Here is a 23,172-nt window from a genome sequence, read left to right as displayed (position 1 = left end):
CTTAAGCTTCACCGACTAGGCTTCGGCTTCAAGTATTGCGTATCGGTTGAGTCATATGTTGTCGCGTCTCGTTTTTGGCCTCGGCTTGCTGTCGGCCACCGCGCTCGTGCATCCCGCTCTCGCGGCGGATGCACGCACGCTGCAGATCTTCGTATCGAAGGATGCGCAGTCGCTTACGCTCTACGACGGCACAGAGGTCGTGGCGACCTCGAAGGTTTCGACGGGGAAGCCGGGCCATACGACGCCGAGCGGCATCTTTTCCGTCATCGAGAAGCAGAGATATCACGAATCCAATATCTATTCGGCTGCGCCGATGCCGTTCATGCAGCGGCTGACCTGGTCTGGCATCGCGCTTCACGAGTCGCATTCCGTGCCGCGCTACCCAGCATCGCATGGCTGCGTCCGAATGCCGGCAGCCTTCGCCAAGCAGCTCTACAAGATGACGGCAATGGGCGTTCCGGTTGTCATTACCGACGCGGAAGTAACGCCGGAACCGATCGATCACCCGACGCTCTTCCGGCCGGATATGCCGGAGCCGCCAGCACTGCTTTCCGACGCTTCGCTGAGGCCGACGATCGGGCAGGCTCCCGTTCAGGTCGCCATGAACGACGTCGCGCCACCGCCTGCACAAATGCCGGCAGCGAGCGCTCCCGCAAACGACACACCGATCCGTATTCTCATTACGCGCCGCAGTCTGCGCGAGGAGATCATCGACCTTCAGACATATCTCAACGAGCTCGGATTTGCCGCGGGTGAACCGGATGGCCTCCTCGGGTCGGCAACGCTTCAGGCAATCAGTGATTTCAAGTTGCAGCATCCAGTCGAGCCGACCAACGACAAGTCACCGGCAAGTGACGCGCTCATTAAGGCGGTCTATGCCGCGGCGGGCAAGGGAGCGACGCCGAACGGCGTCATCATGGTTCGCCAAGGCTTCCAGCCGGTTCTTGAAGCGCCGATCTCGATCGAGAACCCGGGCCTTGCCCTCGGTACGCATTTCTTCTCTGTCCACAACGTCGATTTCGAAACCGGCTCGGCGGACTGGATGGGAGCGACGCTTCCCAACACACTCGCCCGCGCGATCATGAACCGGCTCGGCATTAGCAGCCTGGAAAGCTCGATCATATCAGGCACGCCGATCGCCAATGCGCTGAGCCGTATCGATATTCCTGAGGAGGCGCGGCGGAAGATCGACGCCATGCTGACCACCGGCTCGACGTTGACAATCTCAGACACCGGCCTCGGACCGGAGACCGGCGAAGGAACCGACTTCATCACCCTTACAAGAGGTTGACGTCAGACCAGCTCGACGTCGATGACGCCGGGCGCTGCGCGCAGTGCGGCAGCAATCTCCGGCGTGATACGATATTTCTGCGGAAGCTCGACTTCCACCTCGCGCTTGCCTTCCTCCTTGATCACGATGAAGGAGACAAGGCCATCGCCCTTGGCATTGAGGTGTGCCGCGACGGCACGAAGCGGCCCGGAATCGCGCACGTAGACGCGCAGGGCCTTCTGCATCTGCAGCGATTTCTCTTCCAGCGACTGAATGGTCTGCAGGCGAAGGCCGATGCCTTCCGGCCGCTCTTCCCCTGTCGCCGTGATAACGAAGGACTTTCCGGACTCCAGCACGTCGCGATACTGGTTCAACATCTCGGAGAACAGAACGGCTTCGAACTGACCCGAGGAGTCGGAGAACACGATGATACCCATCTTGTTGCCGGTCCTGGTCTTGCGCTCCTGCTTGGAAATGACGGTGCCCGCAAGGCGGCCGTTGCTCGCGCCCTGCTTCACGGCCACCGAAAACTCGGCGAAGGTCTGCACGCGCATCTTCTGCAGAATGCTCTGGTAGCTATCGAGCGGATGCGCGGTCAGGTAGAAGCCCAGGACCTGGAATTCCTTGAGCAGCTTTTCCGAGGCCAGCCACGGCGAAAACGGCGGCAGCGAGATTCTCTCTGGGCCGGATGAAAGAGCGCTGCCGAAGATATCCGACTGGCCGCTCAGCTTGTTTTCCTGCGCACGCTGGGCGTAGCCCATGATGCGGTCGAGCCCGCCCGCCAGTTGCGCGCGGTCGAGCCCGAAACAATCGAAAGCACCGGCGAAGATCAGGCTTTCCAGCACGCGGCGGTTCACCTGTCGCGGATCAATGCGCAGGCAGAAATCCTCAAGGCTCGCGAATGGAGTGCCACCGCGGACCTCCACGATATGATCGACAGCCGATTCGCCGACCCCCTTCAGCGCCGCCAGCGCGTAGTAGATCCTGTTGTCGCCGGTCTCGAAATGGCGGAACGAGGTCTGTACCGAAGGAGGGATTACCTCGATGTCGAGACGCTTGGCGTCCTGCCGGAAGTCGTTGACCTTTTCGGTGTTCGACATATCGAGCGTCATCGACGCGGCGAGGAACTCGACCGGATAATGCGCCTTCATATAGGCGGTCTGGTAGGAAACGATCGCGTAAGCGGCGGCGTGAGACTTGTTGAAACCGTAGTTGGCGAACTTGGCGAGCAGGTCGAAGATCACATCGGCTTGCGGCTTCTTCACGCCGTTCTTGACGGCGCCATCGACGAAGCGCTCGCGCTGCTGGTCCATCTCCGCCTTGATCTTCTTACCCATGGCGCGACGCAGAAGGTCGGCTTCACCGAGCGAGTAGCCCGACAGGACCTGGGCGATCTGCATCACCTGCTCCTGGTAGACGATAACCCCCTGCGTTTCCTTCAGCAGGTAGTCGATCGTCGGATGGATCGACTCGATCTCTTCCTCGCCGTGCTTGCGGGCATTGTAGACCGGGATGTTTTCCATCGGGCCTGGGCGATAAAGCGCCACGAGTGCGATGATGTCCTCGATGCAGTCCGGCTTCATGCCGATCAGCGCCTTGCGCATGCCCGCACTTTCAACCTGGAACACGCCAACCGTTTCGCCGCGCGAGAGCATCTCGTAGGTCAGCTTATCGTCCAGCGGGATCGAGGCAAGATCGACCTTGATGCCACGCTTGGCGACGAAATCGACGGCGACCTTCAACGTGGTCAGCGTCTTCAGCCCGAGGAAGTCGAACTTGACGAGGCCGGCCTGCTCGACCCACTTCATGTTGAACTGGGTGACAGGCATGTCGGAACGCGGATCGCGGTACATCGGCACCAGCTTCGACAGCGGGCGGTCGCCGATGACGATACCGGCAGCGTGGGTCGATGCGTGGCGGTAGAGACCTTCAATCTTCTGGGCGATATCGAGCAGGCGGGCGACGACCGGCTCCTTGTCGGCCTCCTCCTGCAGCTTCGGCTCTTCCTCGATCGCCTTCGACAGCGGCGTCGGGTTGGCCGGATTGTTCGGCACCAGCTTACAGATCTTGTCGACCTGACCGTAGGGCATCTCCAGCACACGGCCGACGTCGCGCAGCGCCGCGCGGGCCTGCAGCGAACCGAAGGTGATGATCTGCGCGACCTGTTCGCGGCCGTACTTGCGCTGCACATAACGGATCACCTCTTCGCGGCGGTCCTGGCAGAAGTCGATATCGAAGTCGGGCATCGAGACGCGTTCCGGGTTGAGGAAGCGTTCGAAGAGCAGCGAGAAGCGCAAGGGATCAACGTCAGTGATCGTCAGCGCGTAGGCAACGAGAGAGCCTGCACCGGAGCCGCGGCCCGGGCCGACGGGGATGTCATGCTGTTTTGCCCATTTGATAAAGTCCGAAACGATGAGGAAGTAACCCGGGAATTTCATGCGCTCGATGACGCTCAGCTCGAATTCCAGGCGCTCGCGGTAATCCTTCTCCTCATAGCCGGGCGACATGCCGAGAGTGGCAAGGCGCTTATCCAGCCCCTCCTCCGCCTGCCGGCGCAGTTCGAGTGCCTCTTCGCGTTCCGCCTCCTCGGGATCGGCGGTGGCGCCGGTGAAACGCGGCAGGATCGGCTTGCGCGTCTTCAGGATGAACGAGCAGCGCCGCGCGATCTCGATGGTGTTTTCCAGCGCCTCCGGCAAATCCGCAAACAGCTTCGCCATTTCGGCGCGGCTTTTCAGGTAGTGATCAGGCGTCAGGCGAAACCGGGTATCATCCGAAACGATGGCGTTGTGGGCGACGGCCATCAGGGCGTCATGCGCATCATAGTCGTCACGGGTCGGGAAAAAGGCTTCGTTGGTGGCGACCAACGGCAGGTCGTGCTCATAGGCAAGGCCGACGAGCTTCTGCTCATGGCGCTTGTCGTAAGTGCCGTGCCGCTGCAACTCAACATAGAGCCGGTCACCGAAATGGCGCTTCAGCAGCAGGAGGCGTGCTTCCGCCTGGGCGGCATGCCCATCCTTCAGCGCCACGTCGACCGGCCCCGTCAGGGCGCCGGTCAAAGCGATCAGGCCGTCGGTGCCGATCTCGTCGAGCCAGGAGGCACGAATGTGGATCGATTGACCGTTGCCCTCGCCGCCGAGATAGGCGCGGCTGACAAGGTCCACCAGCCGCTCGTAGCCGGCGTCGGTGGCCGCAAGGAGCACCAGCGACGGCAGCTTGGCGAGCGCCTGCTGGCCGCCGCGCCGTTCCGTCTCCAGTCCATCCTCCATGTCGATCGAGACCTGGCAGCCGATGATCGGCTGAAGGCCCTCGTCCATCGCCTTCTGTGAGAATTCGAGGGCGACGAACAGGTTGTTGGTGTCGGTGATCGCTATGGCCGGCTGGCTGTCGCCCGACGCCTTGTAGAGGATCTTCTTAAGCGGCAGCGCACCTTCAAGGAGCGAATAGGCCGAGTGGACCCGAAGGTGAACGAAGCCCGGCGTACCACCGATGAAACCGCCTTCCGCGTCTTTCTCCGCACCCGCCATGACATGCCTTCCGATCACCTGAATCAATCAGGTCTATTCTCAGCATTGAGGGGTTGATGTCCAGACAAGGGCTGCGCTCGGACCGCATGGCAGCCATGCGGTCCCCGGAATTCTTACATTGCCATGCAGATAAGCGAGAAGCTGGCAACGAACATTGCGATGGAGGTGAATGCTGCGATATCACGGATCAAGTCAGTCATTTGGCTCTCCTGTTCTCTTATGTTTTCAATTTGTTCCGCTATTGTTCTATTGTCAACAGGATTCTTTTCCGTTTTGCTGACCGCATGGCGATGGGAGAAAAGCATGTTTAAGTTTGTATTAATTGCTGGATTGGCTCTATCGGCGGCGTTTACCGCTCGAGCCGAGCAAATCGATCCCACGCGGATCGTCGACGCGGCGACGGGGGATTGGGATGGCGATGGGCGTGCGGACCTCGCGCTGCTGGTTGCTCCCGAGGAGGGCGCCAACTATGATCAAATCGGCATCTACCTCTATCTTCGTGACAGCGACCACGAACTTCTGCGGCTTTCGCTGGCCGCACCAAACAAGATCTGGGGCAGCACCAATGCGGACGGCGTCTTCGGACAGGAACCGTCGTTGAAGGCCGTCGGCAAATCCTCCATCGCCGTACACTCACAGAACAGCGCGATCGGGCGCGATCGCTGGGACCAGACGCTGACGGTGGCCTATCGGAACAAGCAGTTCGTCGTTGCCGGCTATACCTACAACCACTACGACACGCTCGACCCCAATGCCGCCGGCTCCTGCGACTACAATGCACTGACCGGCAAGCTGCAGAAGGATGGCAAGGATGTCAAAGCCGAGCCACGTGTCCTCCCGATCGCTGAGTGGAACGACGACACTGGACAAACGATCTGCGGACCGTGAGGCTTGTTCTTATTTTGTTCTTTACATTTAATAGCGTTGTTGAGACGCTGTCGAGCGGAGGGAACGCCATGGATATTGTCGCATTGAACAGTTTCATCGTCGAGGCGAAGGCGAATACCTATGTCGGTGGCGGAAGCCCTGTGCCCGCCTGCCGGACAGGATCGCGCGACATCGGATATCAGCGCGGCGCCTGGCGCTATCTCGACAGCTATTTCGGCGGCGCAGATTTCGCCGGGCAAGAAGTGGTCTGGCTGGAGAGCGAACCGGTCTGGGCGATGAACTACTTCGGACGCATCGTCGAGCATTCGCTGATCGACGGAGAACGGGCGGGAACGGTGATCAAGGCTGCACTGTCAAAAATGTATGCCGAATATCGGCGCTTCCTCGGCGGCATGGAGTTCGAGCACGCCTTCGGTTACTATGCCGATCAAAGCATAGGGGACTGCAGCCATTTCAGCGGTCGCGAAGTGATCGTCGTGAACGAGCGCAGAGCCTACGAATTGGACTACCGTGGCGGTCTCATCCACCCCTAATCAGAAATCCACGACCTTGCCGTCGGCGATAGTCACGCGGCGGTCCATGCGCCCGGCGAGTTCGTGATTGTGGGTCGCGATCAGCGCCGCCAGGCCTGATTGACGCACCAGCGCTTCAAGCGCGTCAAAGACATAGCTTGCCGTTTCAGGATCAAGGTTGCCAGTCGGCTCGTCCGCCAGCAGCAGGCTTGGCGCATTCGCGACGGCACGCGCAATCGCCACACGCTGCTGCTCGCCACCGGAAAGCTCTCCGGGGCGATGCGCGCCGCGATGGCCTATGCGCATATAATCGAGCAGCTGGCCGGCTCGCTCCTTCGCTTCCTTACGCGGCAGCCCTGCGATCATCTGCGGCATCATGATATTCTCGATCGCGGAAAATTCCGGCAGCAGATGGTGGAATTGATAGACGAAGCCGATTTCGCTGCGGCGAATCGCGGTGCGCTTATCGTCCGGCAAACCATCGCAGGCCTTTCCGTTGATGATCACCTCGCCGCCATCGGGGTGCTCAAGCAGGCCGGCAATATGTAGAAGCGTCGACTTGCCTGTGCCTGACGGCGCGACAAGGGCGACGATTTCGCCGCTGTTCAGCGTGAAGTCCGCACCCTTGAGGATCGAGAGCAGCGTCTCGCCCTGACCATAGTGGCGCTCGACACCGGAAAGCTTGAGAACGGTATTCCGCTTCATGAAGAGAGCATTCCTTATTCGTAGCGCAGGGCCTGCACGGGATCGAGCTTGGAGGCTCGCCATGCCGGGAAGATGGTGGCGAGGAAGGACAGGGTCAGCGCCATGATCACAACTGAAAGCGTCTCTCTCATACTCATTTCCGCAGGCAGCTGGCTGAGGAAGTAGAGTTGCGGGTCGAACAGCACCGTGCCGGAAACCCAAGAAAAGAACTCGCGGATTTTCTCGATATTGATACAGACAACGATACCAAGCAGGACACCGGCTATCGTTCCGACGACACCGATCGCCGCACCGGTCATGAAGAAGATGCGCATGATCGCGCCAGAGCTCGCGCCCATCGTGCGCAGGATCGCGATATCGCTGCCCTTGTCCTTCACCAGCATGATGAGGCCGGAAATGATGTTCAGCGCCGCAACGAGGACGATGAGCGTCAGGATCATGAACATCACGTTCCGTTCAACCTCGAGCGCCGAGAAGAAGGTCTGGTTGCGTTGGCGCCAGTCGGTAATCGCAATTTGCCGACCGGCTGCGGCCTCGACCTTCGGCCGCATATTGTCAATGTCGTCGGGATTGTCGACGAAAAGCTCGATGGATTGAACCAGGCCCTCGGCATTGAAATAGAGCTGCGCTTCCTCAAGCGGCATGTAGATGATCGTCGCGTCGTATTCCGACATGCCGATCTCGAAAATGCCGGAGACCTTGTAGGACTTCACCCGCGGATTGACGCCCATCGGTGTGACGTCACCTTCCGGTGATATCAGCGTAATGTTGTCGCCTGCCTGGAGGCCGAGTTGGGCAGCCATGCCCGAACCGATCAACACGCCCTGCCCGGCGGCAAAACCGACCAGATCACCGGACTTGATATTACCGGAGACGGTCTTCACCTTTTCCAGGTCTTCAGGTCGGATGCCGCGTACCAGCGCGCCCGTGCCCGCACCGCCCTGACCTGAGGCCAATGTCTGGCCCTCGACCAGCGGCAGCGCAAGCTTAATGCCCGGCACGCCGGCAAGCTTGTCGGTCAACGCCGGATAGTCCGTGAACGGAGTATCGACGGGCTGAACGATCATGTGACCGTTGATGCCCAGAATGCGGGAGATCAGCTCCGTACGGAAGCCGTTCATGACAGCCATGACGATGATCAGCGTCGCAACGCCGAGCATGATGCCGATGAAGGAGAAACCGGCGATCACCGAAATGAACGCCTCCTTGCGGCGGGCGCGCAGATAGCGCCACGCCACAAGCCGTTCGAAGGCGGAAAATGGCCGGCTGGCCGGCGCCGAGCCGGATTTAGAACCCTGCTGGCTCACCGCTACATCTGCCATCCTGCCTCCCGCCTTCTTAGCCCAAGAGCTTGTTGATCGCCGCGTCGATGGTCATCGTTTCGCGGGCGCCCGTTTTGCGGTCCTTCACTTCGACTTCGCCGCTCGCGACCGCACGCGGGCCGGCGATGATCTGCAGCGGAACACCGATCAGGTCGGCGGTCGCAAATTTCGTTCCGGCGCGATCGTCCGTATCATCGTAGAGGACGTCCTTGCCGGCATTCGAGAGCGCCGCATAGATCTTCTCGCAGGCTGCATCGCACGCCGCATCACCGGCCTTCATGTTGATCACGACCGCATCGAACGGCGCTACCGACGCCGGCCAGATGATTCCGTTCTCATCATGCGATGCTTCGATGATGGCGGGAACAAGGCGGGTCGGGCCAATCCCGTAGGAACCCATGTGGACCGTATGTTCCTTGCCATCAGGACCTTGCACTTTCGCGCCCATCGGCTCGGAATACTTCGTGCCGAAGTAGAAGATATGACCCACTTCAATGCCGCGCGCAGAGAGACGCTCGCCTTCCGGAACGGCGTTGAACGCCGCTTCGTCGTGCATCTCCGATGTGGCGGCATAAAGCGACGTCCACTTGTCGAAAACAGCCTTCAGGCCCTCGACGCTGTCGAAGTCGGTGCCTTCAGCCGGGATATCGAAGTTCACGAAGTCCTTGTGGCAGAACACTTCGGATTCGCCGGTGTCGGCCAGGATGATGAATTCGTGGCTGAGATTGCCACCGATCGGACCAGTGTCTGCACGCATCGGGATCGCACGCAGGCCGAGGCGATCGAACGTCCGCAGATAGGCGGTGAACATCTTGTTGTAGGAATGCTCCGCACCTTCGCGAGTCAGATCGAAGGAATAGGCGTCCTTCATCATGAATTCACGCGAGCGCATGGTACCGAAGCGCGGGCGGATCTCGTCGCGGAACTTCAGCTGGATGTGATACAGGTTGAGCGGCAGGCTCTTGTAGGACTTCACGTAGGACCGGAAGATATCCGTGACCATTTCCTCGTTCGTCGGGCCGTACAGCATCGGGCGATCCTGGCGGTCCGTGATGCGCAGCATCTCCTTGCCATAGGCGTCGTAGCGACCGCTTTCCTGCCAGAGCTCGGCGGACTGCAGCGTCGGCATCGACAGTTCGATCGCGCCGGCGCGATTCTGCTCCTCGCGGATGATGTTGTTGACCTTGTCGAGAACGCGCTTGCCGAGGGGCAGCCAGGAATAGATGCCCTGCGACTGCTGCCGGATCATGCCGGCGCGCAGCATCAGCCGATGAGAGACGATTTCCGCCTCCTTGGGATTTTCCTTAAGGATGGGCATGAAATAGCGAGACAGGCGCATGTCGAATTCCAGAACTGTTGAGACACCGCATGTCGCGGAATCGAAGGCGGATCACAAATATTGGCAGCGTTCATAGCTGCTTCGCGAAAGGAAAGAAACCCGCCGCGGGCTGAAGCGGTCTGCCGTTAAAGCAAGTTCGCACCCGCAAAGCAGACAAAGTAAGAAAAAGGCGAAATTATAATGGTTTGTACGATATTCTTATGAACAGAAAAAATTTGCTGGAGTGTAGCAAAAATGCAAAAAAACCTGATGACAAAGCCCATTCTTTGAGCTAGCTTTAGCCCACAAAACAGGCAGGGAGCTAAATTCCTGCCGATTTCGCGGTCAAGTCTTGGGAGGATCAGATCTTAGGCGCGCTCGTCGCAGCCCCGGCAACGGATAAGGATCACGCGATACTTAAAACAAGGCTTTCAGCCTTGTTTTTTTTTGGCTTTTCTCAACCACGTTCTGCCATCCGAGCCCCTCGCTGCCGTTGCGTGAGGCCTCGCCTGCCGTTACGGCAACTGCATGCCGCAACTTCATGACATGTGTGTGACAGCGAATATCTGTATCCGCCCAAAAACTGGGCAAACGCCCTAAACGTTTGAGAACGATGGGCCAATCTGCGGCAGGGCGTCGAAACCCCAACCGAAGTAATTCGAAGCGATATACCAGAGCCCGTAGATGACAGCCGAGATGATCGTCGTCATCGAAAAGACGAATACCGGCCGAAACCGGCTCGGGGCGCTGTGTACGGTCCCCAACACGATATCGTTATCTTCCGCTTGCGTGCGCAGGCCAATCGGCAGGACGGCAAAGAGCGTGATCCACCAGACGATAAAGTAGACGGCAAAGCCCTGTAGAAATATCTGCAGCATCGAATTGTCCCGCTAGGCTCTCTGCGACTGCGGTGCTTATAAGCCGAAATGTCCGTTAACTCAAAGCCGGTTCGGACCCCAATGACGGTTTTTGCCGCGTCTCGGTCACTCTGCCGCAGCCCGCTCAGACCTGCTCCAGCTCGATCAGGGTGCCGAAAAAATCCTTCGGATGCAGAAAGAGCACCGGCTTTCCATGGGCGCCGATCTTCGGCTCACCATTGCCGAGCACTCTTGCACCACCTTGCACCAGTTGGTCGCGAGCGGCGAGGATGTCGGCAACTTCGTAGCAGATATGGTGCATTCCTCCAGATGGGTTCTTCTCCAGGAAAGCAGCGATCGGCGAGTCCGCTCCCAGCGGCTCCAGCAGTTCGACCTTGGTATTCGGCAGCTCCACGAAGACGACTGTGACGCCGTGCTCCGGCAGAGCCTGCGGGGCAGAGACAGTTGCGCCGAGCGTGCCCCGGTAGGCGGCCGTTGCGGCCGCAAGGTCCGGAACGGCGATGGCGACATGGTTGACCCGGCCGAGCATGGGTCAGACCTTCGTAACAAAGACCGTGACCACAGGCTTTTTGCCCCAGGTCTGGTTTGCGGTTGCGCGGATCGCACGGCGGACCGACTCCTGCAGCAGGTCGAGATCCTTCCGGCGTGCCCGCGGTATGCTCTCGATGGCGCCGACAGCAGCGTCGTAAAGCGTATCTTCCATATCGTCGCCCTCGTCGTCGTAGACAGGCAGACCGATCGCAACGAGGTCCGGATCGCCGACGATATCGTAGCGGCTGTCGATCACGACGTTGACGGCAACGTGGCCGACATAGGAGAGCTTCTTGCGCTCGCCAATGCCCATCTCGTCGAAATCCCCGATGAGCGAGCCGTCCTTATAGATACGGCCGTGCGGCGCCTCGTCGATAACCTCGACTGGTCCTGGTGCCAGACGAAGAATGTCGCCGTTGCGCACGCGCGGCACGATCGGGATGCCGGATTGCTCCGCCAGTTCCTTGTGCGCCGTCAGGTGCGTCGCCTCGCCGTGCACCGGCACGACGATCTTCGGCCGCGTCAGCTCATACATCTTCTGCAGCTCGTTGCGGCGCGGATGTCCGGAAACGTGAACAAGGGCTTCGTTGTCGGTGATGACATGGACACCCTGCTCGATGAGGCCGTTCTTGATGTCCTGGATCGCCTTCTCGTTGCCCGGGATGGCGCGGGAGGAAAATACGACGATATCGCCTGCTGCAAGCGCCACGTTGCGCATCTCGTCACGCGACAGCTTCGCAAGGGCCGCGCGTGGCTCACCCTGGCTACCGGTCAGAATGACGACAACCTTGTCGCGTGGGACGTAACCGTATTCCTCCTCGGAAATGAACGGCTTGATGCCCTCCATCAGGCCGATATCGCGGGAAACGTCGACCACGCGCTTGAGCGAACTGCCAAGCAGTAGTACCTCGCGGCCCTCAGCCTCGGCCGCCTCGGCTACCGTTCGGATACGGCCGACGTTCGATGAGAACGTCGTCACCGCAACGCGGCCCTCGGCGTTCTCGATGATCTTGCGCAGGCTCTCGGAGACGTCCTTCTCGGATGGCGATACACCATCCCGCAGGGCATTCGTGGAATCGCACATCAACGCCAGAACGCCTTCATCGCCAAGCTGGCGAAAACGGGTCTCGTCCGTCAGCGGACCGAGCGACGGCTCATGGTCGATCTTCCAGTCGCCGGTATGGATCACATTGCCGAGTGGCGTGCGGATCACCAGCGACATCGGCTCGGGAATGGAGTGGTTGACCGCCACGCCTTCGACGCTGAAGGGGCCGGCATTGACGGTGTCGCCCGCCGTAAACAATGTCACCGGGATCTCCCCGATGGCCGACTTTTCAAAGTTGCGCTTCGCCTCGAGCAGGCCAGCCGTAAAGCTAGAGGCATAGACCGGCACATTGAGACCGGGCCATAGATCGGCGAGCGCGCCGTAGTGGTCCTCGTGCGCATGCGTGATGAAGATCGCCTTCAGGCTCTTGCGCTCGGTGGCGAGATAACGAATGTCCGGCAGCACAAGATCGACACCTGGCAGATCAAGCCCCGGGAAGGTAACGCCGCAGTCAACCATGATCCACTGGCGGTGGGTCGGTGGGCCGTAGCCGTAGAGGGCGAGATTCATTCCAATCTCGCCAACGCCACCCAACGGCAGAAATACCAATTCGTCCTGCTTCGCCATATTATTCTTTTTTCCAATCAACCAAAGAAGACGTCGCCGGCGGCAATCGTCATCATCCTGCCTGCGCCAATATCGAGCATCAACAGGCCATTATCATCAATTCCGGCGAAGTGGCCGGAAATCGACCGGTCCGGCAGGTTCACCGTTATCTTTTCGCCAATGCCGCAGGCGACCTGGCGCCAGCGTTCCGTGATTTCGCGCACGCCGCGGCCCCGATCCCATGCTTCCAGGACTTCGGCCATCGATGCAAAAAGATGGGCGAAAACCTCTTCGGGGGAAGCAGAGCTCCCTTGCTCACGCAGGCAGGTCACCGGATAGAGCGGGTTGTCAGGCATGAATGCGACGTTGATACCGATGCCTATGACGAGCGCATGGCGTCCCTCCGACAGGGCTTCGCCTTCCACGAGAATGCCACAAGTCTTCTTGCGTCCGATCAGGATATCGTTCGGCCACTTCACTTCCAGCGGCTCGGCCGTATGCGGGAGCACACGGCGAACGGCCTGATGCACGGCGACGGCAATTGCCAACGGCAGCGAGCCGAGGCGCTCCATGGGCGCCGGATCGATGAGAAGAAGCGAGGCGTAGAGATTGCCCCGCTCTGAAACCCAGGGGCGTCCCCGGCGGCCACGGCCGCCGGTCTGTTTTTCCGCCGTGATCCAGAGGTGACCGCGGTCCCCTGCCCGCGCACGGGCAAGGCATTCACTGTTCGTGGACGACGTCTCCGGCAGAGCCTCGTGCCTGAAATCGTCGAGCGATATCCGGCGCCGTGCCTCGGAGTTCATCAAAAGAGTGTCGCAGCTGCAAGCTCGGCCGCACCGCCAATCGGACCGCCGATGATGACATAGGCGAGAACGAAGAGGCCGGAGAGACCAAAGACAAGACGGAGCGAGCCCGAAACGCGAGCGAACTCGCCCGTGGCTTCATCGAACCACATCAGCTTGATGACGCGCAGGTAGTAGTAAGCGCCGACAACCGATGCAAGAACGCCGATGATCGCAAGAGCGTAGAGCTTCGCCTCGATCGCAGCGACAAACACGAAGTACTTCGCGAAGAAGCCTGCGAGCGGAGGAATGCCTGCCAGCGAGAACATCAGGATGGTCAGTACCGTCGCCATGAACGGATTGGTGGTCGACAGGCCAGCCAAGTCGTTGACTTCCTCGACAACCGTGCCGTCCTTGCGGCGCATCGACATGATGATCGCAAAGCTGCCGAGCGTCATGACCATGTAGATGACCATGTACAGCATGACGCCCGAGACGCCGGTCTGATTGCCTGCAGCAAGGCCAACCAATGCGTAACCCATGTGACCGATCGACGAATAGGCCATCAGTCGCTTGATGTTCCGCTGACCGATTGCGGCGAAGGAGCCGAGCAGCATGGAAGCGATCGAAATGAAGACCACGACCTGCTGCCAGTCAGCCACGACCGGCTGGAAGGCAGTGATTACAATGCGGGTCAACATCGCCATTGCCGCGACCTTGGGAGCGCTGGCAAGGAAAGCGGTGACCGGGGTCGGAGCGCCTTCGTAAACGTCCGGCGTCCACATATGGAATGGAACAGCGGAGATCTTGAAGGCGATACCGGCCAGGATGAACACGAGGCCGAAGACGAGGCCAAGCGAACGAGCACCTTCGACAGTCAGGGCCTGAGCGATTGCAGCGAATTGCGTGTGACCGGTGAAGCCGTAGACCAGCGACATGCCGTAGAGCAGCATGCCCGAGGACAGCGCGCCGAGCACGAAGTACTTCAGGCCGGCTTCAGTGGACTTGACGCTGTCGCGGTTGATCGCAGCGACGACATAGATTGCCAGCGACTGCAGTTCGAGGCCGAGATAAAGCGAGATGAGATCGTTGGCCGAAATCATCAGCAGAATGCCCAGTGTGCAGAGCACGAGCAGCACCGGAAACTCGAACTTGTCGAGCTGATTTTCCTTGGCAAGCCCCAGCGACATGAAGAGCGCCGTAATCGATCCGACCAGCGCGGTGATCTTCATGAAGCGGCCGAAGCCGTCCGACAGGAAGACGCCGCCATAGGCAACGCCTTCGCTCGGAAGGAAGATCAGCCAGAGCGCAGCAGCGGCCAGCACGATTATCGCGAGAACGCTGACCATACGGCCGGAGCGCTCTCCCGAGAAGACGCCGATCATCAACAACGCGAGGGCGCCGACCGCGAGGATCAGCTCCGGTATGGAAAGATGCAGGCTTGCGAGAATAGTTTCAGAGGTCATGTCCCAAAAGTCCCGTCATCATTTCATCGACAGCGCAACGTCCTGCGCTGCCTGGACTGCGGCTGTATAGCTATGGATCAGCTGGTCAACCGATGCAGCGGTCACATCGAAGACCGGAGCCGGATAGACGCCGAAGAAGATGGTCAGTGCGATCAGCGGATAGAGGATCAGCTGTTCACGCCGAGAGAGGTCGAGCAGCGCTTTGAGCTTTTCCTTCTCCAGCGCGCCGAAGATGACCCGGCGATAGAGCCAGAGCGCATAGGCGGCGGAGAGGATAACGCCCGTCGCGGCGAAGAGTGCGACCCAGGTGTTGACGCGGAAGACGCCGATCAGGGTCAGGAATTCGCCGACGAAGCCCGAGGTGCCCGGCAGGCCGACGTTCGCCATAGTGAAGACCATCATCGCAACAGCGTATTTCGGCATGTTGTTGACCAGGCCGCCATAGGCCGCAATCTCGCGGGTATGGGTTCGGTCGTAAATCACACCGACGCAAAGGAAGAGAGCGCCGGAGACGATGCCGTGCGACAGCATCTGGAAGATCGAGCCCTGCAAACCCTGCGCGTTGGCCGCAAAGATACCCATTGTCACGTAACCCATGTGGGCGACCGACGAATAGGCAATCAGCTTCTTCATGTCGTCCTGCATCAGCGCCACCAGCGAGGTGTAGATGATGGCAATGACCGACAAAGCGAAGACGAGCGGTGCGAAGAACTCGGAGGCAACCGGGAACATCCCGAGCGAGAAGCGGATCAGGCCGTAGCCACCGAGCTTCAGAAGCACGCCTGCCAGAATGACCGAGCCGGCCGTCGGCGCCTGAACGTGCGCGTCCGGAAGCCACGTGTGAACAGGCCACATCGGCATCTTCACCGCGAAAGACGCGAAGAAGGCAAGCCAGAGCCAAGTCTGCATCTGCGGCGGGAACTTATAGGCGAGCAGCGCCGGAATATCCGTCGTGCCGGCCTGCCAGTACATCGCCATGATGGCGAGCAGCATCAGAACGGAGCCGAGCAGCGTGTAGAGGAAGAACTTGTAGCTGGCGTAGACGCGATCCTTGCCGCCCCAAACGCCAATGATGAGGAACATCGGGATTAGGCCGGCTTCGAAGAACACGTAGAAGAGAACGATATCGAGCGAAACGAAGACGCCGACCATCATCACTTCCAGGATCAGGAAGGCGATCATGTAGTCCTTGAGGCGCTTCTCGATCGACAGCCAGCTCGCCAGCACGCAGAAAGGCATGAGGAAGGTCGTCAGGATCACGAAAAGCATCGAGATCCCGTCAACGCCGAGATGATAGCTGATGCCGGTGCCGAGCCAGTTGTGCTTCTCGACCATCTGGAAACCGGGGTTCGCATTGTCGAAGCCGATCCAGATGAGGAGCGAAAGGACAAAAGTCACGACCGTCGTGATCAGCGAAATGTTGAGCACGTTGCGGCGGCCACTCGGACCGTTTTCATTCATCAGCAGCAGGAGCACCACGCCGACGAGCGGCAGGAAGGTGACCGTTGAAAGAATAGGCCAATCGGTCATCAGAAGGAACTCCCGAGCATCATCCAGGTAACGAGCGCTGCGACACCGATCAGCATGGCGAACGCATAGTGATAGAGGTAGCCCGTCTGCAGACGGACGACGCGGTTGGTAACATCGACGACGCGCGCGGCGACGCCATCCGGGCCGTAGGCGTCGATGACGCCGACATCACCCTTCTTCCACAGGAAGCGGCCAAGGGCCTTGGCGCTGCGGACGAAGAGGAAGTCGTAGAGTTCGTCGAAGTACCACTTGTTCAAGAGGAACTGGTACAGGACGCGGTGCTGCTGAGCGAGAACGCGCGGCGTCGATGGCGACTTGATGTACATGTACCAGGCGGTGACGAAGCCAACGAGCATGGCGATGAACGGGCTGAGGCCAACCCAGGCCGGAACGTGATGGAATTCTTCCAGCAGTTCGTTGTGCTCGGAGGTGAAGAGCGCGCCCTTCCAGAACTCGGCATATTCCTCGCCGTAGAAGCGACCCTCGAAGAGAACGCCTGCGAGAACCGCGCCAGCGGCAAGAATATAGAGCGGCACGAGCATGACCTGGGGAGATTCATGCACGTGGTGCATTACTTCGTGCGAGGCGCGCGGCTGACCAAAGAAGGTCAGGAACGCCAGACGCCAGGAATAGAAGCTCGTGAACAGCGCAGCGATGACCAGAAGCGTGAAGGCGAAACCTGCGACCGGTGAATGCGACGCGTAAGCGGCTTCAATGATGACGTCCTTCGAGAAGAAGCCGGCAAAACCAAACGGCGTGAACGGAATGCCGACGCCGGTCAGTGCCAGCGTGCCGATCGTCATCATCCAGAAGGTCACCGGAATGTGCTTCCGCAGGCCACCCATGTAACGCATGTCCTGCTCGCCATCGACGGCGTGGATCACCGAGCCGGCGCCAAGGAACAGCAGAGCCTTGAAGAAGGCGTGCGTGAACAGGTGGAAGATGGCCGCGCCATAAGCACCGACGCCGAGAGCAACGAACATGTAGCCGAGCTGCGAGCAGGTCGAGTAAGCGATGACACGCTTGATGTCGTTCTGCACGAGGCCAACGGTTGCTGCGAAGAAGGCCGTGATCGCACCGATCGTCGTTACGAAGACGAGCGCATCCGGCGAAAGCTCAAACAGCGGCGACATGCGGGCGACGAGGAAGACGCCTGCGGTAACCATCGTTGCAGCATGGATGAGTGCCGACACCGGTGTCGGGCCTTCCATGGCATCCGGCAGCCAGGTGTGCAGCAGGAACTGTGCCGACTTACCCATCGCGCCCATGAAGAGCAGCAGGCAGGCGCCGGTCAGTGCGTGTGCCTTGTCGAGGTGCATGCCGAAGAGGTTGAGAACGACCTCTCCGCCCTCACCGCCGGCTTCGCCCGGGGCAAAGCTCGCAGCGTTCGCAAAGATGGTGTCGAGGTTGATCGCGCCGAAGAGCACGAACAGGCTCGCAATGCCGAGGATGAAGCCAAAGTCGCCGACGCGGTTGACCACGAACGCCTTGATCGCAGCGGCGTTTGCCGACGGCTTCTTGAACCAGAAGCCGATGAGCAGATAGGACGCCAGACCAACGCCTTCCCAGCCGAAGAACATCTGGGCCAGATTGTCGGCCGTCACCAGCATCAGCATGGCGAAGGTGAAGAGCGAGAGATAGGCGAAGAAACGCGGACGATGCGGATCATGATGCATGTATCCGATCGAATAGACGTGCACCAGGGTCGAGACCGTGTTGACGACGATCAGCATGACGGAGGTGAGCGTATCGACGCGTAGCGACCAGGATACGTCGATGCCGCCGGACTGGATCCAGCGCAGCACTTCGACCTTGATCGGGCCGCCTTCGTGGTGGCCCATGCCGATGGTCATGAAGACATACCACGACAGCACCGCAGCGATGATCATCAGGCCGCAGGTAACGTATTCCGATGCCTTGGCGCCGATCGCGCGGCCGAAGAGGCCTGCGATGATCGCGCCAATCAGGGGAAGAAAGACGATAGCCTTATATAAAAACATAGCCTTATCAGCCCTTCATCATATTGACGTCTTCAACGCCGATCGAGCCGCGGTTGCGGTAGAAGACGACGAGAATTGCAAGACCGATAGCCGCTTCAGCCGCAGCAACGGTCAGAATGAACAATGCGAAAACCTGGCCGACGATGTCGTTCAGGAACGACGAGAAGGCGACCATGTTGATGTTGACCGCAAGCAGAATGAGCTCGATCGACATCAGGATAACGATGATGTTCTTCCGGTTCAGGAAGATACCGAAGACGCCGAGCGTGAAGAGGATGGCGCTGACCGTCAGGTAATGGGAAAGTCCGATGACCATTGTATTTGTTCCTTAAGCTCGCGCCTGCTTCAAACGCCCTGTCCCGGCTTCACCTTGACCACCTCGACGGCGGTCTTAGGATTGCGGGCAACCTGATTGGCGATATTCTGTCGCTTGATGTTCTGGCGATGCTTGAGCGTCAGCACGATCGCACCGATCATTGYGACGAGCAGCACCAGACCAGCGATCTGGAAGAAGTAGACGTAATTCGTATAGAGCACGTCGCCGAGTGCGGCGGTGTTGGTGCGCTCTGTCAGCGCCGGGATCGGCATTGCCACCGACTTGGCGATTTCCGGCGAGATTACGCTACCACCCACAACGACGATCAGCTCAGCCGCGAGGATCAGGCCGATGATCGCACCGATCGGCGCATATTCGAGAACGCCGGCGCGCAACTCCGTGAAGTCGATGTCGAGCATCATGACCACGAAGAGGAAGAGAACGGCCACGGCGCCGACATAAACGACGAGCAGGATCATCGCCAGGAATTCGGCGCCCAGCAGCAGGAAGAGGCCGGCCGCATTGAAGAAAACCAGGATCAGGAAGAGAACCGAATGAACCGGATTCTTCGACCAGATGACCATGAACGCCGACGCTACCGCGACAAAGGCGAAAAGATAGAAAAATAGAGCCTGCAGACCCATGTTGGTGCCTTTTTCATCTTCCCCCGGGCAGCCGGGAGTTTCCCTGCCCGATGAAGCTTCGCGCGGAAAGATCCAGCTAAGCCTCGGTGCATGTTGACCGGAAGCCGCGCAAGGGGCGGCACTCCGGCATTTCAATTCCGATCAACGGTACGGCGCGTCCAGTGCGATGTTGCGCGCGATTTCGCGCTCCCACCGGTCGCCGTTCTCCAGAAGCCGCGCCTTGTCGAAGTAAAGTTCTTCGCGGGTTTCCGTTGCAAATTCGAAATTCGGACCTTCGACGATCGCATCGACAGGGCATGCCTCCTGGCAGAAGCCGCAGTAGATGCACTTCACCATGTCGATGTCGTAACGAACCGTGCGGCGCGTGCCATCGTTGCGGCGGGGGCCGGCTTCGATGGTAATCGCCTGGGCAGGACAGATCGCCTCGCAGAGCTTGCAGGCGATGCAGCGCTCTTCGCCGTTCGGATAACGACGCAGTGCGTGTTCGCCGCGGAAGCGCGGGCTGACCGGTCCCTTCTCGAAGGGGTAATTGATCGTTGCCTTCTGCTTAAAAATGTACCGGAAGGTCAGCCAGAACGCACTGACGAATTCCTTCAGGAACAGCGAGCTGACCGCGTTGGACAAGCCTGCCATCTTCAACCTCCAATATTGCTTGAAACGAGGGCCGGCACGATCATGCCCAACCCGTCAGCTTCAGCACGAATGCAACGATAACGACCATGGCAAGCGACAGCGGAAGGAAGACCTTCCAGCCGAGGCGCATCAGTTGGTCGTAGCGATAGCGCGGGACAAATGCCTTCACCATCGCAAACATGAAGAACACCAGGCACGACTTCAGCGTAAACCAGATGACACCAGGGACCCAGTTCAGGAACCATACGTCGACTGGCGGCAGCCAGCCCCCGAGGAACAGGATCGTCGTCAACGAGCACATCAGAACGATGGCCGCATATTCGCCGAGCATGAACATCATGTAGAGCGAGGAACCGTATTCGACCATGAAGCCGGCGACGAGTTCCGATTCCGCTTCCGGAAGATCGAAAGGTGGGCGGTTCGTTTCGGCAAGCGCGGAAATGAAGAAGACGATGAACATCGGGAACAGCGCCAGCCAATGCCAGTCGAGGAACGACGCCGGGAGACCCAGGCGCGTGCCGAGGCCGGTCTGCTGTGCATGGACGATATCCGTCAGGTTCAGCGAACCTACGCAGAGCAGAACGGTGACGATAACGAAGCCGATGGAGACTTCGTAGGAAACCATCTGTGCCGCGGAGCGGAGTGCGCCAAGGAACGGGTACTTCGAGTTGGAGGCCCAACCGCCCATGATGATGCCGTACACTTCAAGCGATGAAATCGCGAAGATGTAGAGGATACCGACGTTGATGTTGGCGATGACCCAGCCATCCGCCAGCGGCACGACGGCCCAGGTGGACAGAGCCAGCAGCACGGTCACGAGCGGCGCCAGCAGGAAGACTGCCTTGTTGGCGCCAGCCGGGATCACCGGCTCCTTGAAGACGAACTTCAAAAGATCCGCGAAGGACTGGAAAAGGCCCCACGGACCCACCACATTCGGACCACGACGGAGCTGTACTGCTGCCCAGACCTTGCGGTCGGCCAACAGGATGTAGGCGATGAAGACGAGCAGGCAGACGAGGAGAAGAAGCGACTGACCGACCATGAGAAGGCCGGGCAAGACATAAGTTGAAACAAACGAATCCATAGTCCCCTGCCCTTACTCTGCCGCGACTTTGAAGTTGTTGCGGGCCAATGCCGAGCACTCGGCCATCACTGCCGAAGCGCGCGCGATCGGGTTCGTCAAATAGAAGTCTTTGACCGGCGACGCAAACCCGGATTTGTTCATCTTGCCGGCTTTTTTCGCTACTGCGGCAATTTTGGCGCTGTCGCTTTCGGCGATCTCGTCAAGCGCTGCGAAATGCGGGAAGGCCGCATAGAGCCTTGCGCGCAGTTCGCTAAGCGAATCAAACGGAAGCTTCTTGCCGAGCACGTCGGAAAGCGCACGCAGGATCGCCCAGTCTTCGCGGGCGTCGCCCGGTGCGAAGCCAGCGCGATTGCCCATCTGGACGCGACCCTCGGTGTTGACCCAAATGCCGGACTTTTCGGTGTAGGCAGCGGCTGGCAGGATGACGTCGGCATTGTGGGCGCCGTTGTCGCCGTGCGAGCCGATGTAAACAGTCAGCTTTGCCTTCTTGGCCGTGAAATCAAGCTCATCGGCGCCAAGCAGGAAGAGAACGTCCATCGACGACAGCATTTCTGCAGCGTTGACGCCCTTTGCGCCCGGAACGAAGCCGAGATCGAGGCCGCCGACGCGCGATGCCGCGGTGTGGAGCACGGCAAAGCCGTTCCAGCCTTCGACGACCGCGCCCACCGTGCCGGCAAGCTTTGCGGCAGTTGCGAGAACGCCAGCACCATCGGTGCGCGACAGTGCGCCCTGGCCGGTGAGGATCATCGGCTTCTTGGCGTCCGTCAGAACCTTCGCGAAAGCGTGGTTGCCGTCGGCGAGGTCCTTCAGCGTATCCGGGCCAGCGCCGAGATATTCATAGTCGTAGCGTAGTTCGCCAGCTTCACCGATCACGCCGATCGGGAAGTTGCCGCGACGCCAGCGCTTGCGAATGCGAGCGTTGAGAACGGCGGCTTCGAAGCGCGGGTTCGCGCCGATGATCAGCAGCGCGTCGGCCTGTTCGATGCCTTCGATCGTCGGATTGAAGATGTAGCTTGCGCGGCCGAGCGACGGATCAAGTGCCGTCCCATCCTGGCGACAGTCGAGGTTCTCGGAACCGAGCGACTTCACGAGTTCCGACAGAGCGTACATTTCTTCGACGGATGCGAGGTCGCCGGCAATCGCGCCGACCTTCTCACCGCTGGTTGCGGCAACGGCGGCCTTGATCGCGCCAAAGGCTTCGCCCCAAGTCGCAGGCTGCAGGCGGCCATCCTTGCGAACGTATGGGCGGTCGATACGCTGCGTCTTCAGGCCGTCCCAGATGTAGCGGCTCTTGTCGGAGATCCACTCTTCATTGATCTGGTCGTTGACGCGCGGCAGCACGCGCATGACTTCACGGCCACGCGTATCGACGCGGATCGCAGAACCGAGGGCGTCCATGACGTCGATCGATTCGGTCTTGTTCAGCTCCCACGGACGGGCCGTGAAGGCGAAGGGCTTGGAGGTCAGCGCACCGACCGGGCAGAGGTCAACGACGTTGCCCTGCAGCTCGGAGGTCATCGCCTGCTCGAGATAGGTGGTGATTTCGGCGTCCTCGCCGCGACCGATCAGGCCGAGTTCGGAGATGCCGGCAACTTCGGTCGTGAAGCGAACGCAGCGCGTGCAGTGAATGCAGCGGTTCATGACCGTCTTGACGAGCGGTCCGATGTACTTGTCTTCGACGGCGCGCTTGTCTTCCTGATAGCGCGAGCTGTCGATACCGAAGGCCATTGCCTGGTCCTGCAGGTCGCATTCGCCGCCCTGGTCGCAGATCGGGCAATCGAGCGGATGGTTGATCAGCAGGAACTCCATCACGCCTTCGCGGGCCTTTTTGACCATCGGCGTGTTGGTGAAGACCTCAGGAAGTTCGCCATTCGGGCCGCCGCGGATATCGCGCACGCCCATGGCGCAAGATGCCTGCGGCTTCGGCGGACCACCCTTTACCTCAACGAGGCACATGCGGCAGTTGCCGGCAACCGAAAGGCGCTCATGGAAGCAGAAGCGCGGAACTTCAGCACCGGCTTCCTCACACGCCTGAATGAGGGTGTAATGATCCGGAACCTCGATCTCGTTGCCGTCAATCTTCAGTTTTGCCATCGTCACTCAGTCCTGTTTTCCGTT

The 23,172-nt window shown here is 59.8% G+C and carries 19 protein-coding genes; 3 read left to right on the top strand and 16 right to left on the bottom strand.

Going from position 1 to position 23,172, the window contains the following annotated elements; all coding sequences use genetic code 11:
• The first annotated feature begins 55 nt into the window (after positions 1–55).
• Complete coding sequence (locus AC1DPR_RS10005) at positions 56–1,291, top strand: L,D-transpeptidase family protein (protein WP_477816238.1); 1,236 nt, start codon at positions 56–58, stop codon at positions 1,289–1,291.
• Positions 1,292–1,293: 2 nt separating this feature from the next.
• Here AC1DPR_RS10005 and dnaE read toward each other — a convergent pair whose 3' ends face one another.
• Entirely contained in the window at positions 1,294–4,794 is a 3,501-nt protein-coding gene (dnaE, locus tag AC1DPR_RS10000) for a DNA polymerase III subunit alpha (protein ID WP_477816237.1), read from the bottom strand.
• Between the two features lie 303 nt (positions 4,795–5,097).
• Between dnaE and AC1DPR_RS09995 the strand changes: the two genes are divergently transcribed.
• Together AC1DPR_RS09995 and AC1DPR_RS09990 are read left to right on the top strand one after the other, a co-directional pair.
• On the top strand, positions 5,098–5,682 hold the full coding sequence (locus tag AC1DPR_RS09995; protein WP_113470093.1) for a hypothetical protein: 585 nt from the start codon (positions 5,098–5,100) through the stop codon (positions 5,680–5,682).
• Between the two features lie 68 nt (positions 5,683–5,750).
• Positions 5,751–6,215, top strand: a complete 465-nt coding sequence (locus AC1DPR_RS09990; protein WP_018857038.1) for a DUF5680 domain-containing protein — start codon at positions 5,751–5,753, stop codon at positions 6,213–6,215.
• On the opposite strand, the gene AC1DPR_RS09985 is transcribed toward AC1DPR_RS09990, so the two are convergent.
• From AC1DPR_RS09985 to nuoG, 15 genes are all read right to left on the bottom strand, one after another.
• Complete coding sequence (locus AC1DPR_RS09985) at positions 6,216–6,899, bottom strand: ABC transporter ATP-binding protein (protein ID WP_018857039.1); 684 nt, start codon at positions 6,897–6,899, stop codon at positions 6,216–6,218. It lies immediately after the preceding gene.
• Between the two features lie 14 nt (positions 6,900–6,913).
• A complete protein-coding gene (locus AC1DPR_RS09980) occupies positions 6,914–8,221 on the bottom strand; it encodes a lipoprotein-releasing ABC transporter permease subunit (protein ID WP_113470092.1) in 1,308 nt (435 codons plus the stop codon).
• Positions 8,222–8,237: 16 nt separating this feature from the next.
• Complete coding sequence (gene proS / locus AC1DPR_RS09975) at positions 8,238–9,560, bottom strand: proline--tRNA ligase (protein WP_018857041.1); 1,323 nt, start codon at positions 9,558–9,560, stop codon at positions 8,238–8,240.
• A 575-nt stretch (positions 9,561–10,135) separates the two neighbouring features.
• Positions 10,136–10,417 (bottom strand): DUF1467 family protein, encoded by a 282-nt coding sequence (locus tag AC1DPR_RS09970; protein ID WP_018857042.1) that lies wholly within the window; start codon positions 10,415–10,417, stop codon positions 10,136–10,138.
• Positions 10,418–10,541: 124 nt separating this feature from the next.
• Positions 10,542–10,946, bottom strand: coding sequence for a methylmalonyl-CoA epimerase (gene mce / locus AC1DPR_RS09965; protein ID WP_018857043.1), 405 nt, complete (start codon positions 10,944–10,946; stop codon positions 10,542–10,544).
• 3 nt (positions 10,947–10,949) lie between these two features.
• Positions 10,950–12,620, bottom strand: a complete 1,671-nt coding sequence (locus AC1DPR_RS09960; RefSeq protein ID WP_018857044.1) for a ribonuclease J — start codon at positions 12,618–12,620, stop codon at positions 10,950–10,952.
• Positions 12,621–12,637: 17 nt separating this feature from the next.
• A complete protein-coding gene (locus AC1DPR_RS09955; RefSeq protein WP_018857045.1) occupies positions 12,638–13,402 on the bottom strand; it encodes a biotin--[acetyl-CoA-carboxylase] ligase in 765 nt (254 codons plus the stop codon).
• Positions 13,402–14,847: an NADH-quinone oxidoreductase subunit NuoN gene (gene nuoN / locus AC1DPR_RS09950; protein ID WP_018857046.1), complete on the bottom strand. Its 1,446-nt coding sequence runs from the start codon at positions 14,845–14,847 to the stop codon at positions 13,402–13,404. The genes AC1DPR_RS09955 and nuoN overlap by 1 nt, the downstream gene beginning before the upstream one ends.
• A gap of 18 nt (positions 14,848–14,865) precedes the next feature.
• On the bottom strand, positions 14,866–16,377 hold the full coding sequence (locus AC1DPR_RS09945; protein ID WP_018857047.1) for an NADH-quinone oxidoreductase subunit M: 1,512 nt from the start codon (positions 16,375–16,377) through the stop codon (positions 14,866–14,868).
• Positions 16,377–18,377, bottom strand: coding sequence for an NADH-quinone oxidoreductase subunit L (gene nuoL, locus AC1DPR_RS09940; RefSeq protein WP_018857048.1), 2,001 nt, complete (start codon positions 18,375–18,377; stop codon positions 16,377–16,379). The genes AC1DPR_RS09945 and nuoL overlap by 1 nt, the downstream gene beginning before the upstream one ends.
• Positions 18,378–18,384: 7 nt before the next feature.
• Positions 18,385–18,693, bottom strand: coding sequence for an NADH-quinone oxidoreductase subunit NuoK (gene nuoK, locus AC1DPR_RS09935; protein ID WP_007531803.1), 309 nt, complete (start codon positions 18,691–18,693; stop codon positions 18,385–18,387).
• Positions 18,694–18,722: 29 nt separating this feature from the next.
• The gene (locus tag AC1DPR_RS09930; RefSeq protein ID WP_477816236.1) at positions 18,723–19,337 is read right to left on the bottom strand and encodes an NADH-quinone oxidoreductase subunit J; all 615 of its coding nucleotides are present in this window, start codon (positions 19,335–19,337) and stop codon (positions 18,723–18,725) included.
• Between the two features lie 141 nt (positions 19,338–19,478).
• Positions 19,479–19,970, bottom strand: a complete 492-nt coding sequence (nuoI, locus tag AC1DPR_RS09925; RefSeq protein ID WP_007789671.1) for an NADH-quinone oxidoreductase subunit NuoI — start codon at positions 19,968–19,970, stop codon at positions 19,479–19,481.
• A gap of 40 nt (positions 19,971–20,010) precedes the next feature.
• Positions 20,011–21,054, bottom strand: a complete 1,044-nt coding sequence (gene nuoH / locus AC1DPR_RS09920; RefSeq protein WP_018857050.1) for an NADH-quinone oxidoreductase subunit NuoH — start codon at positions 21,052–21,054, stop codon at positions 20,011–20,013.
• 12 nt (positions 21,055–21,066) lie between these two features.
• Complete coding sequence (gene nuoG / locus AC1DPR_RS09915; protein WP_018857051.1) at positions 21,067–23,148, bottom strand: NADH-quinone oxidoreductase subunit NuoG; 2,082 nt, start codon at positions 23,146–23,148, stop codon at positions 21,067–21,069.
• Between the last annotated feature and the right edge of the window lie 24 nt (positions 23,149–23,172).

The organism is Rhizobium sp. 01T417, from assembly GCF_056398905.1.
The sequence above is the reverse complement of the archived record's forward strand: the minus strand, read 5'-3'. Positions and strand labels throughout refer to the sequence as shown.